At 26.7% G+C, this 17102-nt stretch carries 12 protein-coding genes, 1 pseudogene and 1 other annotated feature; of the genes and pseudogenes, 4 read left to right on the top strand and 9 right to left on the bottom strand.

The window, feature by feature from the left end; genetic code table 11:
• The first annotated feature begins 122 nt into the window (after positions 1 to 122).
• From ACQRD5_RS10730 to ACQRD5_RS10740, 3 genes are read left to right on the top strand one after another with little or no spacing between them, the layout of a single operon-like run.
• Complete coding sequence (locus ACQRD5_RS10730; RefSeq protein ID WP_294363303.1) at positions 123 to 806, top strand: polyphosphate polymerase domain-containing protein; 684 nt, start codon at positions 123 to 125, stop codon at positions 804 to 806.
• 23 nt (positions 807 to 829) lie between these two features.
• Entirely contained in the window at positions 830 to 1504 is a 675-nt protein-coding gene (locus tag ACQRD5_RS10735) for a DUF4956 domain-containing protein (RefSeq protein WP_320901207.1), read from the top strand.
• Positions 1505 to 1525: 21 nt separating this feature from the next.
• Positions 1526 to 3619, top strand: coding sequence for a CotH kinase family protein (locus ACQRD5_RS10740; protein ID WP_320901205.1), 2094 nt, complete (start codon positions 1526 to 1528; stop codon positions 3617 to 3619).
• A gap of 170 nt (positions 3620 to 3789) precedes the next feature.
• Here the strand turns inward: ACQRD5_RS10740 and trpS are convergent, their stop codons facing one another.
• The gene (gene trpS, locus ACQRD5_RS10745; RefSeq protein WP_320901203.1) at positions 3790 to 4806 is read right to left on the bottom strand and encodes a tryptophan--tRNA ligase; all 1017 of its coding nucleotides are present in this window, start codon (positions 4804 to 4806) and stop codon (positions 3790 to 3792) included.
• A gap of 45 nt (positions 4807 to 4851) precedes the next feature.
• Positions 4852 to 5101: a binding site (T-box leader), on the bottom strand.
• A gap of 273 nt (positions 5102 to 5374) precedes the next feature.
• Between trpS and ACQRD5_RS10750 the strand changes: the two genes are divergently transcribed.
• Positions 5375 to 6487, top strand: a complete 1113-nt coding sequence (locus ACQRD5_RS10750; RefSeq protein ID WP_427746790.1) for a DEAD/DEAH box helicase — start codon at positions 5375 to 5377, stop codon at positions 6485 to 6487.
• 110 nt (positions 6488 to 6597) lie between these two features.
• Here ACQRD5_RS10750 and ACQRD5_RS10755 read toward each other — a convergent pair whose 3' ends face one another.
• From ACQRD5_RS10755 to ACQRD5_RS10790, 8 genes and pseudogenes are all read right to left on the bottom strand, one after another.
• Entirely contained in the window at positions 6598 to 8859 is a 2262-nt protein-coding gene (locus tag ACQRD5_RS10755) for a glycogen/starch/alpha-glucan phosphorylase (protein ID WP_294363307.1), read from the bottom strand.
• A 298-nt stretch (positions 8860 to 9157) separates the two neighbouring features.
• Positions 9158 to 9721, bottom strand: coding sequence for a nitroreductase family protein (locus ACQRD5_RS10760; RefSeq protein WP_294170915.1), 564 nt, complete (start codon positions 9719 to 9721; stop codon positions 9158 to 9160).
• Between the two features lie 356 nt (positions 9722 to 10077).
• Positions 10078 to 10791: a Crp/Fnr family transcriptional regulator gene (locus tag ACQRD5_RS10765; RefSeq protein ID WP_294170913.1), complete on the bottom strand. Its 714-nt coding sequence runs from the start codon at positions 10789 to 10791 to the stop codon at positions 10078 to 10080.
• A gap of 115 nt (positions 10792 to 10906) precedes the next feature.
• Positions 10907 to 11713 carry a DUF438 domain-containing protein gene (locus ACQRD5_RS10770; protein ID WP_294170911.1) on the bottom strand — a complete coding sequence of 269 codons (807 nt, stop codon included), beginning with the start codon at positions 11711 to 11713 and terminating at the stop codon, positions 10907 to 10909.
• A 32-nt stretch (positions 11714 to 11745) separates the two neighbouring features.
• Positions 11746 to 12447: an iron-sulfur cluster repair di-iron protein gene (gene ric, locus ACQRD5_RS10775; RefSeq protein ID WP_294170910.1), complete on the bottom strand. Its 702-nt coding sequence runs from the start codon at positions 12445 to 12447 to the stop codon at positions 11746 to 11748.
• Positions 12448 to 12707: 260 nt separating this feature from the next.
• Complete coding sequence (gene hcp, locus ACQRD5_RS10780; RefSeq protein WP_294170908.1) at positions 12708 to 14360, bottom strand: hydroxylamine reductase; 1653 nt, start codon at positions 14358 to 14360, stop codon at positions 12708 to 12710.
• 126 nt (positions 14361 to 14486) lie between these two features.
• Positions 14487 to 16385: an FtsX-like permease family protein gene (locus ACQRD5_RS10785; RefSeq protein ID WP_427746791.1), complete on the bottom strand. Its 1899-nt coding sequence runs from the start codon at positions 16383 to 16385 to the stop codon at positions 14487 to 14489.
• Positions 16385 to 17045 (bottom strand): annotated as a pseudogene (locus ACQRD5_RS10790) (ABC transporter ATP-binding protein). Before ACQRD5_RS10790 ends, ACQRD5_RS10785 begins: the two are co-directional and overlap by 1 nt.
• Positions 17046 to 17102 lie beyond the last annotated feature (57 nt).

The following is a 17102-nucleotide window of genomic DNA, read 5'->3' on the forward strand; positions in this document are numbered from 1 at the left end:
AATTAAAGTAGTTTATTTATTCCATAACAAAATTCTACCATAGAAACCTTAAAATAAAATTAAATTTAAGACTAAATTAAGGTTTATATAATAGTATTATTTTGATGAGAGGTGATTATTTTATGACAAAGCCAAGACATGAAATTAAAGTATTTATTAATTACTCTGACTATCTGTCTATAAAGAATAGGCTTAAATACTTTGCAACATTAGATAGAAATGCAGGAGATGATGGTATTTATAATATAAGAAGTTTATATTTTGATAATTACTCTGATAAAGCTTTAATGGAAAAAATTAATGGATTTAATAATAGAGAAAAATTTAGAATTAGGTTCTATAACCATAACCATTCTTTTATCAAGCTTGAAAAGAAAAGTAAATCTAATGGATTATGTTATAAATCTTCTGCTCCATTAACTAAGGAAGAATGTGAAAAAATATTAAATGGAGATATAGAATTTTTAAGAAATTCAAATAATGATGTTTTAAAAGAATTTTATTGTAAGCTTAAATATCAATGCATTAAACCTAAGACTATCGTTGATTATACTAGAGAAGCATATATTTACGCACCTGGAAATGTAAGAATAACTATAGATAGTAATCTAAAGAGTGGTCTATACTCTACAAATATCTTTGATGCTAATCTTCCAACCTTAGGTTTAGTAAATGAAAATCCAATAATTTTAGAAATTAAATATGATAATTTTCTTCCTGACATAATAAGAGATCTTATTCAAACAAATATTCGTAGTCAAACTGCTGTATCAAAATATGCAGCATGTCGATTATTTACAGTATAATTTATATTTTGGAGGTAACAAAAATGACTTTTAATGATATTTTTAAATCTAGCTTTTTAGAAAAAGCTTCTTCATTCTCAATTCTTGATATGGTTATAGCTCTTGCTCTTGCATTTGCAATAGGCCTATTTATTTTCTTAGTTTATAAGAAAACTTTTAGAGGGGTTATGTACTCTGAAAACTTTGGCGTTTCACTTCTTGCTATGACTTTAATAACTACACTTATAATCTTAGCTGTAACTTCAAATGTTGTATTATCACTTGGTATGGTTGGTGCTTTATCAATAGTAAGATTTAGATCAGCTATTAAAGAACCACTAGATATTGCTTTTGTTTTTTTGTCAATAAGTGTTGGTATAGTTCTCGGAGCTGGTCTTATTCCCTTAGCTATATTTGGATCTGTTTTTATAGGCATTATATTACTTGTATTTATAAACAAAAAGAGTTCAGATAATCCTTATATATTAATAGTAAATTGTTCTGATGACAATAGTGAAAACTTGGCAATGAATCATATTAATAAATCTGTAAAGAAACATGTTATAAAATCTAAAACTGTATCTGCTAGTAATGGAATAGAAATTACTGTTGAAATAAGATTAAAAGAAATGTCAACTAAATTCGTAAATGAAATTAATAATTTAGAAGGAGTTAATAACGTTGTTCTAGTAAGCTATAATGGAGACTACATGAATTAACCCTTAAGGTGGTGTAAAAAAATGATTTCAAATAAATATATAAATGCTATAATTGCTACATTCACAGCTATAGCTCTATTTTTTACTACTATAATTTATGTAAATTCCAAAAATATTACTGATGAAGCTTCAAATTCTTCTAGTAATTTTAATTATATTGAAACTATCTTTAATAAAGAGCAAGTAACAGAAATTGATTTAGAAATTGATGAAGATAATTGGAACTATCTATTAGATAATGCTATAAATGAAGAATATATAAATGCAAATATTACTGTTAATGGAACTAAATATAATAATGTTGGTATCAGAGCCAAAGGAAATTCTAGTTTATCCATGATTGCAAGTGATGATACCACTGATAGATATAGCTTTAAAGTAAAATTTGATGAATATGTAGATGGACAAACTTTAGATGGCTTAAGTAAAATTGCATTAAATAATGTAATGTCTGATGCAACTTATATGAAGGAATATCTTTCTTATGATCTTCTAGAAAAAATGGGTGTTCCTACTCCAGCCTTTGCCTTTACAAATATAAAGGTAAATGGAGAAGAATGGGGATTATACTTTGCTGTAGAAGTTATTGAAGAAGAGTTTATTGAAAGAAATTATGGTTCTTTATCTGGAAACTTATATAAACCTGAAGGAAATGAAATAGGTGGCAAGGATACGATGCCTAATATGAATAATGAAGGAAATTTTGTACCTCCTACAATGAATAAAGATCAAGATGGAGAGAATATGCCTCCTCCTAATATGGATAATCCTCAAGATGGAGAGAATATGGCCCCTCCTATGGATAATGCACAAGGCGGAGGAACTATAACACCTCCTAATATGGGCAATGTTCAAAATGGAGATAATACTTCACTTCCTAATATAATTGATAACCAAAATAATAATTCTCAAGGCAATGAAAACCTTAAAGATAAGGGATTTAGAGGTGGTATGATGGGTGGAGGCATTGGTGCTTCTAATGGTGGAAATCTAGTTTATTCTGATGATAACAAAGAATCTTATTCTGATATATTTGACAATAATGTATTTAAAACAACAACTGACACTGATGAAGATAAAGTTATTGAAATGATAAAAAATCTAAATGAAGGAACTAATTTAGAAGAATATCTTAATGTAGATGAAATACTTAGATATTTTGCAGTAAATACCTTCCTTGTAAATTTAGATAGCTATGCTTCTAATATGAAACATAACTATTATCTTTATGAAAGAGATGGAGTATTTGAAATAATTCCTTGGGACTATAACCTTTCCTTTGGGGCCTTTAATATAGGAACAGCTAGTAAAGCTATTAATTTCCCAATAGATAGCCCAGTTACAGATTCTCTTGAAAATAGTCCTTTAATAGGTAAATTATTAGAGGTTGATAAGTATAAAGAAACTTATCATAAATATCTTCAAGAAATAGTTAATTATGTTAATGATGGAACCTATGAAAATACTATAAGTCAAGTAAATTCACTTATATCAGATTATGTTAAAAATGATGCTACTGCCTTTTATACTTATAAAGAATATATAGCTTCTCTTCCTGAATTAATAAACTTCGGAGTAGATAGATCAAAAAGTATATCTACACAACTTGACGGAAGTCAGCCTTCAACTAACTATGGTACTATTGAAACTACAGTTAATTTAACTGCTTTAGGTAGTCAAGGTGGCATGAAAAATATGGACAAAAACATAAACTTTCAAAAGCCTACTGATGCTATCTCAACTGCTAGCTCTAATATAGAGAATAATGAAGCCCTAGAAGAGCAAGTTCAAGATAATGAAATACCTGGAGCTCCAATGCAGGGAGGGCAAATGCCAAAACCCCCAAGGCAGGATGGACAGATGCAAAACAACAAAAATCAAAATCCTAATGCACCAACTGAACAGCCCGAAGTTCAAATGCAAAGTAATAATGATAATGAAGAAATGAATACAAATAATAGACAGCAAGGCTTTGGGAAAATAAATACTTCATCACCCTTCACCGCTAGAAATAGTATAGGTACAATTTTCACCTTATTTGGGTATATAACTTTGTTATTAATAAGTATCATTTTTGTATCTTTATTTAAGAGAAAAAGATTTAAAGCTAAATAAGAATGGAGCTGTTTACACAGCTCTTTTTACTTACATGGACAAATTTTTCTATCCAATAAAATATAAGTAACTACATACCGCTAAGAGCTATTACTCCAGCAAAAATTCCTTTATAATCTACTCTAGTTATATTTATTTAACATATATATTTCAATGGAAATATGAATAACTTAGATAAAATAATTTAATCCAATTACATTTCTAACCTCAACTAGTGTACTAGAAGCTATATTTCTTGCCCTTATACTTCCTTCTTTTAATATTTCATATAAATAATATTTATTCTTTTCTAAGTCTTTGCGCTTATCTCTTATAGGTTTAAGCTCAGCTTGCAATATTTCATTTAAATATTTCTTTATCTTTACGTCTCCTAATCCACCTCTCTTGTAATTTTCCTTCATTTCATTTAATACTATCTTATCCTTACAAAAAACATCTAAATAAGTAAATACAACATTTCCTTCAATCTTTCCTGGGTCTTCAACTCTTATGTGATTTTGATCAGTGTACATACTCATAACCTTTTTTCTTATTGTATCTTCATCATCTGATAAATAAATTGTATTCCCTAATGATTTACTCATTTTACTTTTGCCATCTATTCCAGGAAGCCTTGCTGAAATTCCCTTTGGAATAATTGCCTTTGGCTCAACTAATATATTAGTTTTATAAATATTATTAAAACTTCTAACAATTTCCCTAGTTTGCTCTATCATAGGTAGCTGATCTTCTCCTACTGGAACTAGATTGGCTTTAAATGCAGTTATATCAGCAGCTTGGCTAACTGGATAAATTAAAAATCCTGCTGGTATGCTACTTTCAAATCCTCTTTCTTTAATTTCACTTTTTACTGTTGGATTTCTCTCTAACCTAGATAATGAAACTAAGTTTAAATAATGCATAGCTAATTCATTAAGCTCTGGTATCTGAGATTGAATAAAAATAGTAGACTTTTTAGCATCTATTCCTACTGCCAAATAATCTAATAAAACATCTAGTAAACTATTTCTAATTTTCTCTGGATTTCTTGCATTGTCTGTTAATGCTTGAGTATCGGCAATCATTATATTCATCTCATAATTATTTGTATTTTGTAATTGAACCCTATTAAGTAAAGAACCAACATAATGACCTATATGAAGTTTTCCTGTTGGTCTATCCCCTGTTAATATAACTTCTTTTCCCATATTTAATCCTCCTATTTATATAAAATAAAAAAACTTCGCCCTAAAAAATAGGACGAAGTAAAATCTCCGTGATACCACCTAAATTGCATAACTTTAAAGTTATACCACTCATCTTCAAGTACTAGCATACTCTATCTGCTATAAGGTGCAGTCCACCATTTCAGATACTCTCATAAGATTTCTCCTTATTCCTCCAAGATCCATTCATTAAATTTCTTCTTGCTAAGATTTCACCAGCCTTAACTCTCTTTAATGAAGCTTAATTTAATTACTATTTCTTTTTCATAAGATTTTGAATATTCTTTTTAACATATTATTATTATATTCTACTTATGTCAATATTTATATTACTTTTATTAATTATCTTTTAAATTTAAAACTTAAAATTTTCTAAATAACAAATAAATATATTAAATTTATTAATATTTTTGTTGCTATTTATTTAATTTAATGTTATTCTATTTAAGCAGTTGGTACGTAAGTGCTAATTACTTGAGGAGCTTGGGTTGTCTTTCGCCGGATACCAAGCTCCTCTCTATTTATAAAGATTTATGGAAAGGATAAATATATGAATTTTAAAAATTTAAATATAAATTTGCAATTAATTGACTTATTAAAAAAGAATGGAATAGTAACTCCTACTAAGGTTCAAGAAGAGGTTATTCCTAAAATCATCAATAAAAATGATTTAATAGTAAAGTCTAAAACTGGTTCTGGTAAAACCCTATCCTTCTTACTACCTATTCTTCAAAGAATAAACAGCAATTCTAAAAATACAGAAGTGTTAATTTTATCTCCCACTAGAGAATTAGCTATTCAAATTACTGAAGAAGCTAATAAATTTAATATAAATGATTTAGGAATATTAGCTGCTTATGGTGGTAAAGATGTTGGCTCTCAATTAAAGAAGCTTAATAAGGGTATTAACATTATCATTGCAACCCCAGGAAGATTAATAGATCATTTAGAAAGAAAAAGCATAGATTTAAGTAAATTAAATACTGTGGTTATAGATGAAGCAGATCAAATGCTTTTAATGGGCTTTAGAAATGAAATAGAAAAAATAATGTCTTATGCTCCAAAAAAGATTCAAACTCTTTGCTTTTCTGCAACTATAGATTCTAAGGTTAAAAAACTTGCTTACAGATATATGGATAATCCAACTATTATTGATATTACAGAAAATGAAGAATCTGAAATTCCTAATATACGACAAGAAGTTGTTAAAACTACAGACAGATGGAAAGCAGATGCTTTAGTTAAGATTTTAGAAGAAGATAATCCCTTTATGTCTATTATCTTCTGCAGAACCAAAAGACGTGCTGATGAATTAGAAATTAAACTTGCTGCTAAAGGTATAAAAGCTGCTAAAATACATAGTGATATTCCTCAAAATAAAAGAGAAAAAATAATGAAATCTTTTAGAAATTGTGAAATACAATATTTAATTGCAACGGATGTTGCTTCAAGAGGAATTGATGTAACTGGAGTAACTCATATATATAACTATGATGCTCCTGAAAGTGTAGAAAGCTATATTCACAGAATAGGTAGAACAGCTCGTGCTGGAGATACTGGTTATACTTGCCTTATTACAGATCCTAAAAACTATAATATTCTAGAAGAAATTGAAGAATACTTAAAAATTAATATTCCTGAAAGATACTTTAAATTCAGATAAACAGCTAAAATAAGGAAGTAATTTACTCCAAATCACTTCCTTATTTTTTACTTTTTAATTTTCATTTTTTCAATCTTTAATTCTAACTCTTACTTCTTCCCTCTTACCTATTATCTTAGCTTCCATATATCTCTATTGTATTCTTCAATAGTTCTATCTGATGAGAAGAATCCAGCTTTACTAATATTAATTAATACCTTCTTATTCCAAGTATTTCTATCTTCGTAATCCTTAAACACCTTTTCCTTAGTCTTAATATAGTCCTCTAAATCTAGTAATGTCATAAACCAATCTTTATTAATTAGTTCCTTTTGAAGTCTAGTTAGATTTTCTTTATCTCCAACAGCTAACATTTCATCACTTACTATAAAATCAACTAACTCCTTAATTTCTGGTTTTTCATAGTATGTCTTTGAAATGTAATCTGATTTCTTATAATGTTCAATAACTTCTTCACTTGATTCACCAAAGATATAGATATTATCATCTCCAACTAATTCATGAATTTCAACATTTGCTCCATCTTCAGTTCCTAAAGTTAATGCTCCATTTAGCATAAATTTCATATTACCAGTACCTGAAGCCTCCTTTGAAGCTAATGAAATTTGTTCTGAAACATCACAAGCTGGTATTAATTTTTCTGCTTTTGTTACATTATAGTTTTCAACCATAACAACCTTTAAATATTTATTTACTTCTGGATCATTATTTATTATTTCTTGTAAACATAATATTGTATGAATTATATCTTGAGCAATTACATATGCTGGTGCTGCTTTTGCTCCAAATATAATTGTAACTGTTCTTTTTGGAAGATTTCCCTTCTTAATTTCTAAATATTTATAAATAATATAAAGTACATTCATTTGTTGTCTCTTATATTCATGAAGTCTCTTTATTTGAATATCAAATATAGAATTTTCATCAACATCTATATTTTGTGTATCCTTTAAATATTTCTTCAATTCTAATTTATTATCTTTTTTAATTTCTTCTAACCTTTTTAGCACTTCATTATTATCTATATATTTTACTAAGTCTTCTAATTTTTTTGCATCAGTTTTAAATTCATCACCAATTAAGCTACTAATGTACTCTGAAAGTTCATTATTACAGTGAATTAACCATCTTCTAAATGTTATACCATTTGTTTTATTATTAAACTTCTCAGGATATATATCATAAAATGGTTTAAGTTCTTCATCTTCCAATATTTCTGTATGAAGAGCAGCAACTCCATTTACACTAAATCCATAGTGAATATCCATATTAGCCATATGAACTCTTCCATCCTTATCAATTATATGCACTCTTTCATCAGAATACTTAGCTTTTACTTTGTTAGCTAACTCTCTTATTATTGGCATTAATTGTGGTGCAACTCTATCCAAGTATTCCATTGGCCATTTTTCTAAAGCTTCTGCTAAAATAGTATGATTTGTATATGCACAAGTCTTAGAAACTATTTCTATTGCTTCATCCATTTCTATTCCTCTATTGCCTAAAAGCCTAATTAATTCAGGAATAACCATTGATGGATGTGTATCATTTATTTGTATTACAACATGTTCATTTAGCTTATGAATATCATATCCTTTTGCTTCAAATTCCTTTAATATAAGTTGTGCTGCATTACTTACCATAAAGTATTGTTGATAAACTCTTAATAAATTTCCAGCCTTATCACTATCATCTGGATATAAGAATAAAGTTAAATTTTTCTTTATTTCTTCCTTATTGAAATTAATGCCATCTTTTACTAAGGATTCATCTATAGTATCTATATCAAATAAATGAAGTTTGTTACATGGCTTATTATATCCAGTAACGTCTATATCATAAAGAGTTGATGTAACCTTAAAACCTCCAAATGGAACTTCGAATTTTATATCTGTTTTATTTAACCAACTTTCACTAGTTATCCATGGATTCTTAACAGCTTTTTGTTTATTATTTTCAAAAACTTGTTTAAATAAACCAAAATGATAATTTAAACCTATTCCATCTCCATTAAGTCCTAATGTAGCAATTGAATCTAGGAAACAAGCTGCAAGTCTTCCAAGTCCACCATTACCTAATGAGGGCTCTAATTCTACTTCTTCAATTTCAGTAAGCTCCTTACCATTATCATGTAAAACTTTTTTAACTTCTTCATATAAGCCTAAATTAATTAAGTTATTAGATAAAAGCTTTCCTATTAAAAATTCTGCAGAAATATAATATAACTTCTTATTCCCTTCATTATTTCCTTGTTTCTTTATTGAATCTTTTGTTAATTCTAATAAAGCTAAATAAATTTCTTCATTACTTGATTCTTTTATTGTCTTTTTAAATCTCTCATTTAAAACTTTTGATAAAATTTCTTTTACCATTTTATTATCCCACCCTTACATTATTTCCTTCATTTATAATAATATTATTTATTAATCCCTTTAGTTACTGGACTAATTAAACCCTTTACAAATATTATAATATCAGTATTAAATAATAAAATTTGCAAATTAATTCTTTTATTTGTATATTCTTTATATTAAATTGCAAAAAAATATATTATCTTATTTTCCCCTTGAATTTTATCCAAAGAATCATAAGATAATATATATTTTTTATAATAAAACTAATAATTCCTAATACTTATAAATTATAATGTTATATTTTTAATATACATTACTATTTTCTTATCCAACTAACTACATATTTATATTTAGTATCTAGTCTAGGATTAGTAGATCTGAATTCTCCATCTATCCACATTTCTTTTAAAAATAAATCAAGATGACAAAGTGCTATTCCTATATCTATTCTATTCATTTTTGATTTTCCTATATTATATATATGGAAGTTATCTTCATCAACCACTATCCTCCAAGGTTGGCTATTTAAAGATGATGGTGCTAATCTAACCATCTCTAAAGTCCTAGAATATATATCTTCCTTTTTAATAAACTTTTTACTAAAATCTTTATTAAAAAATAACTCTGAAAAATCTATTCTATTATTTCTATGGTCCTTTATAAAATATGAAATAAAAGATTTTTTTCCTCCCTTATATCCAATTGGAGATATTACTGGTAATATTTCATTTTCTTTTAAGTTAATTGTCTTTTCAAAAGCACTTTTACTAAAGCTAGCTCCAAGCCATACAGAATCAAGACCTAAAGAAGTACAATATAAGATAGCCTTTTCAAATGTATATCCTAATGCTTCTAAATCAAAGTAACCCTTTTCACACACTGCTATAAGATAATAATTTGCACCATTTATTACTCCATAAGTTCCTAATCTAACTACTCCATCATATTTTTCTTTTTTTTACTAGTCTTATTCTTACATTAATATCAAAAGGATTATCCAATGTATTAACATATTCCTCAATTTTATCAATTGTTTCTTCTAATAGTAATTCTTCACTATAGCTTCTAAAAGATTATCTATTTCTAATAGAATCTTTTATTGACCTTATGCATAAATTATTCACCCTCTAAATCCTCTTATTAATTATCAAGTCCCAAATATCCTCACTCTATTTTACCATTTTATTCTTTTATTATCCAATATATATAGTTATAAAAATTTATGCATTATATATATTAATAAATTTCTTTCTCTAATAATTCTAAACTTCTTATCCTTATTTTCTTTGTTCCTATAATATCTATTATATTTTTATTTTCTAAATAACTTAGTTTTCTACTTAACGTTTCCCTTGCTAAGCCACAGTAATTTGCCATACCTTCTCTATTTAAAGGTAGCTCAATTTCTATACTATCATTTATAATCTTTCCATATTTCTCTGAAAACTCAATTAACATATAACATATTCTTGATTCAGGATTGTTATTTGATAGATTCTTACTTAAGTTTTCTACCTCTGATAGTCTCTTATTTAATTCAGACAAAAGTTTTAATGCTATTTCAGGATTAGAATATAATATTTCTTTTAAATCTTCTCTTGAAATAGTACATAATTCAGTATTTTTAACTGCTGTTGCAGATACATTTATTTCATGTGTATCTCCTAGTATATTACTTTCTCCAAGAAAATCTCCAACTGTCAATATATTTATAATCTGCTCCTTTCCAGTTACAGTAGTTTTACTTATTTTTATCATTCCTTCACTTATTATAAAAAGTTTAGAAACTTTATCGCCTTCTAAAAATAAACTTTCTCCTTTTTTTAAAAACATATGCTTTCTTATAGATATTATTCTATCTAATTCCTCTTCAGAAAGTGATTCAAATATAGGTACTTCTCGTGCATATAATCTACTTGCACATTTTTCACAACAACAATCACAATTCAAAATAAAATACCTCCTAGCCTAAATCATATAAATTAATTTAATTATACTATAAAACTCACATTTATAATTAAATTATATAATTTAGAAGGAGGCATTCTTTTTAAGTTTATATTTATTACTTACAATCCTCGGGTGTAAATGTACAATAACCTATATTGTCACATTCTTTTTTCATATTAACCCACTTAGCATTGCTTTCTATACTTTCTAATGCTGTAGGATATAATATATAGTTTTCCTTAAATATATGGTCTTTTAATTCAAAACAAATAGAATTTGAAAGTTTTTTCAACTCATCTTTATAATCATTAAAATCTAAGTTTTCAACAGACTCACTTAATTCCTTTAGTGCTCTTTTCTTCTTTCTTAAATCTTCATGTTCAAGTCTCATTATTCTAGTAGGTCCTGTTATCCCCCTTGTTTCAAGTTCTGGAAATAAAACATCTTCCTCCCTTTTATGATGTGGCTCAGCATCTAATATACTTATAATTAATTCAGTTACTCTTGTAAATTCTTTTCTGTCCTTATCATAGCTTTCCATATCTAGTATTAGATTTGTCACTTCTTCTAATTCCTTTAAAAAATTTAATATTAATTCATGTTCTTCTATTAACGTATATAAAACATGTCCTTTAGATATATTACTTTGTAATTTTTCAAGTTCACCTTTTAAAATCATCATATGAATTTCACATAAATGTCTTAATTCACTTGGGTTCATTCCTTCTTCTACTAAGCTTTGTTCTGCCATAGAAAGTTCCAATGGACTTATTGATTTAACAAGCTTTAATCCCTTTTCCTTTAAGTCTTCTGTTAATCCTTTTTCATTTAAATTTCTTAAAAGTATTGTTAATTCCTTTATTTTGTCTTCATTGACTGCTCTATTTATACCATTATCTAAAATAAATCTTTTCTTTTCCATATATTAATCACCTCTATATTTTCAATAAATTTCTATTGATATCTCTTAAATAGACTATTATTTTCTTTATGAATATGAACAAATAAATCTTTTTCAAGTTCATGCATCTTCATATATGCTAATTTAAAGCTTGTACATGCCCATTCTGGGGCATTATAATCATTAGTAATACTTGCTAATTCTTTAAGTATGTCTCCTGCTGCTTCATGTTCTCCTATAAATCTTTCTATTTCTGCTTTTAAAATTTTTTTCTTTGTTTTATCATTAGTATTTTCAAATTCAATTATCTTTGGAAATAATATCTTTTCCTCTTTTATTAAATGTTCTTCTAACTCACATTTTAGTGCTCCAAAAAGCTTATGAACTTTAGTTAAGACTTCTGGTAAGTGATTATAATGAACTTTAAATACCTTAACTAGTAATGGATCTATATCCTTTAACAATTCAAAAGTTTTAGTATGATGAGTATTTACTATGTGATTAATTAATTCCTCTGAATTTTTTTCATTCCAATTTATATATGATGAATTATCAAATACAAATTTTTCAAGCTCCTTATTTATATCTTCAATAAATTTATCTACATCAATATCTTTTTCTTTTAATGCAACTTCTAAATTTTTATTTCCACCACAGCAATAATCTAATTGCATATCATTAAACTTTTCTACAATTGCAGGATAAATAATAACACATTCACCTAAACTTAAATTTTTATTTATATTATTTTTCATAATGAACTCCTCCAATAATGTTTTCTTATCTATGAGTAAATTATAAGAAAACTTACAAAATAAAAATGTGATTTGAATCAAATTTTATAATTTTAATTTTTTATTTTACAGTTCAAGTAAAGAGCATATGTAAATTACTCTATTTTTAATTATTGAAGTACTAAGCGCATTATATAATTACCTTTCTAAAACTTTATATTTTTATATGAATAAAAATATAAGGAGATATAAAGTCACTACATCTCCTTAGAAAACTTATATTAAACTAATTGTTGAAGACATGTTTTTAAATCATCTTCTGGGTTACTAATAGGTCTAAGATCAAATGTATCTATTAAATATTGCAAGACATTTGGTGATATAAAAGCTGGTAATGATGGTCCTAGGAACATACCTTTTATTCCAAGAGATAATAAAGCTAATAAGTCTGCAACAGCTTTTTGCTCATACCATGATAAAATTATTGATAATGGTAATGCATTTACATCTGTTCCAAAAGCATCTGCCAAAGATGTTGCAATTTTCACAGCAGAATAAACATCATTACATTGACCTACATCTAAAAGCCTAGGTAATCCATTTACTTCTCCAAATTCTAGCTTGTTAAATCTATATTTTCCACAAGCAAGGGTTAATATAATACAATCCTCTGGCACTTGTTCAGCAAATTTTGTATAATAATTTCTTCCTGGTCTTGCTCCGTCGCATCCTCCAATTACAAAGAAGTGTCTTAGCTTACCTTCTTTAACTGAATCAACTATCTTATCTGCATGACTTAAAGTTGCCTTATGAGCAAAACCAACTAATATTTCATGTTCTTCTTCATCTTCTTCAAATCCACCTAACTCTAAAGCCTTATTAATTATTTCAGAAAAATCCTTATATCCATTTTCATCTCTTCCTATGTGTACTATTCCATCCCAACCAACTACTCCAGTACTATAAATTCTATCTTTATAGCTTTCTCTTGGCTTCATTAAGCAATTAGTTGTCATAAGTATACATCCTGGTATATTATCAAATTCCTTTTGTTGATTTTGCCATGCAGAACCGAAATTTCCAACTAAATGCTTATATTTTTTAAGTCCATCATATCCATGAGATGGTAACATTTCTCCATGAGTATATATATTTATTCCTTTGCCCTTACTTTGCTCTAATAACATTTCTAGATCTCTTAAATCATGACCAGAAACAATTATAAATGGGCCTTTCTTAGTCCTAACATTTACCTTATGAGGTGTAGGATTCTTATATCTAGTTGTATTAGCATCATCTAATACTCTCATAACTTCTATAGCTATTTCTCCTGTCCTCATAACCCAACGTATTAATTCTTCTACTTCAACATTATCATTTGTTATAATTTCTAATGCCCTAAAATAAAATTGATCAACTTGATCACTATAAAAATCTATAAATCTTGCTTGGTGTCCATAAGCAGATATTCCTTTTAATCCATAAAGAATAGTTGATCTTAATGATCTTATATCTGCATCTAATTCTTGATCATACATTATTCCTGCTTTAACTGCATCTTTTAACATTTCCTGCTTAGTATCACTTAAGTTATATGTGGCAGCATCAGGGTAATCTCCTTTTGGTGCTTTTCTACGTAATGACTCTTTTATTTTTTGAGAATCTTTAAGCATTTGTATATGTACTTCTACATCAAAGTTAACATTTGTTAATGTTGTAAAAAGTCCATTTTCTACAAATTCAACTATTGTTTTATCTATAAGTTCTCCCTTATCAATTAATGGTTTAGCATAGCATGATATCCCCTTTAACTGATAAATTAATAAGTCTTGAAGATTTGCTACTTCTGGTGTTTTTCCACAGACACCCAGCTTAGTACACCCCTTTCCCCCTACAGTTTGCTCACATTGATAACAAAACATTGAATTATCCATATTACTCTCTCCTTTCTATATATAAATCTATTATCCGTTATATAAAATATTTTTATTCATATATAATATGCTTTTTAAAAGCAAAAAAATTCACCATTGCTTAAAACAATGGTAAATTTTTTATTATTAACTCTTCTTTATTCCTATTATCTTTTTGAATCCCATTATTGAAATAATACAATTAGCTATAAATATAACTATACAAATTGCTATACTTAACAAATATACATTATTTAGATTTTCACTTAAAAAATCACCTAAAGCATTAATGGCAAAATAACTATGCATAGAGCCAACTGCTAATGGAATAAAATAAAATAATTCTACTTCTCTTATTATAGATTTACTTATATCCTTCTTAGATGCTCCTATTTTTAAAAGTGTTTGATATTTTTGCTTATCTTCATTTGCATCACTATAAACTTTTATGTAAATAATACTAGCTTCTGCTAATGCCATTACTAAGAATAAGAATCCTCCAATTGCATAAATAAACTTTACCCATTCTACTTTTTTTAATTCATATTGTCCATAGTATCCCTTTGTAGTTTCTAAATTAATATTTTCTCCTACTTTATCTATTACATTAATTATATCTTCTTCATTTTCTATTTTAATTCCATAAAACTTTATTTCAGTTGCTGTTTCTTTAAGCTTTTCATATTCATCATTATTTACAATTATTGTAGCATAATTTAATGCTTCTCCAAACACTCTGATTCTAGTACTTTTACTTATATTAAAATTAATATCATTTAATTTAATATCTTTTTTATTAGTTAAAAAGCTCATAAGAGTACCTGGCCTTTCAATATATATAACATTATTATCCTTTACCATTTCCTCATTAAACTTATCTAATTCTTTTTCATCATCATTAGTTTTTAGTATATTAGATAAGTTTTCATATGGTATTACTATATACTCATCCTTTTTGTAGTCTTCTACATCTTTTAATGTATTACTAACCTTTAAAACTTTAGTTTCTAAAGAATATTTTTCTTTCCCTACATTTTTTAAGTCCTCTGCTATTTTTTCTGTATTAAAATCATCTGTAGATGAAATTGCTAAGGAATATACCTCAATATTTCTTTGAATATTTTCATATCTTATCTTCATTGAAAAAGCCGTTCCAAGAACTGTAGTTGTTGTTGCTGTTAATATAGCTATAGTAGCATAAACTGTATAATTTTTTCTAAATCTATAAGCTAAAGTATTTATAGTAATAATATTTTCTCCATTATATAATATAGATTTTTTATTAATTAAGAAATTAAATACTATTGGAAAAACAGCTCCAAATAGTCCATAGGTTCCTATACATACTATTATTAAAGTTTTAAGAGCATTCAAAGCTTGTTTACTTATTAAATAATATCCATAGCCTATTAAAATCAATGAAATTATAGCAATTATATATATAAGAATATTAACCTTAGGCATCTTTTCTTGTTTTTTACTTGCATTTAAAAGATCTACAATTTTACTTCTAACTATACTTATAAAACCTTTTATACTCATAAATAGAAATATAGCCATAAAAATTACTATAGTATAAATTATTGAATTTAGCTTTACAGTAAAGGTTACATCTATATTAAAATCTGCAATTTCAAAGACTATTATTTGGAAAAACTTTGATAAAACAACTCCAATAGTTGTTCCAATTATTAATGCACTTATTCCAATTAACATCATTTCAATAAAATATATCTTTCCTATTACAACGGAATCAAGACCCATAAATGCATAAATACCAATTTCTTTTTTTCTATTTTTTAAGAAGATATTAGATGCATACCAAATAAAGAAAAACATAAAAATAACTAAAATAATAGTTATAAGTTGTAAAATAAGCTTACTATATCTTTCATTCATTTCACCAAGGACCTTCATTGCATCTCCATCTAGCATAATTCGGAAATTACTTAAAACAACTACTGAAAAAATCATTGATATAAAAAACATAGTATATATCTTTATATTATTCTTAAAATTATTATAAGCTATACTAAATATGCTCATTATTTAGCACCTCCTAAGGATGCTAACATATCGATTATCTTACCATAAAACTCTTTTCTACTTTCTCCTTTATTTAATTGACACTTTATTTCTCCATCACTTAATATGTATACTTTATTAGAATAACTTGCAGTAATAGCATCATGAGTAACCATAACAATAGTAGCCTTTTCTTCTTTATTTGCTCTACTTAATGATTCCAATAAATCTGATGATGATCTTGAATCTAAGGCTCCAGTAGGTTCATCTGCAAAGATTACTTTTGGATCAGTTATTAAAGCTCTAGCTGCTGCCCCTCTTTGCTTTTGTTCTCTTTTTACCTAAAGCTAATGGTAATGCTATATTATCCATTAAATTCATATTATCTAATAAGTTATAATCTTGAAATATAAACCCTATTTTATCTCTTCTTAAATTGGATAATTCTTTATTTTTAATCTTTGTTATATCCTTTCCATCAAAGATTATTTCACCCTTTGTTGGTTTGTCTAAAGTTGAAATTAAATTAAGCAAAGTAGTTTTCCCTGCTCCTGATGGTCCCATTATAGAAATAAAATCACCTTCATTTACAGCAAGATTTATATTATTTAAAACCCTTGTTCTAAATCCCCTAAGTCCATATTCCTTAGATACATCCTTTAATCTTAAAATTTCCTTCATAATTCATTCCTCCCAAATTAACTATAACCTTAAATATATTTTAATAGTTTTTTAATT

The organism is Clostridium sp. SGI.024 (assembly GCF_050315195.1).
GTDB lineage: Bacteria > Bacillota > Clostridia > Clostridiales > Clostridiaceae > Clostridium.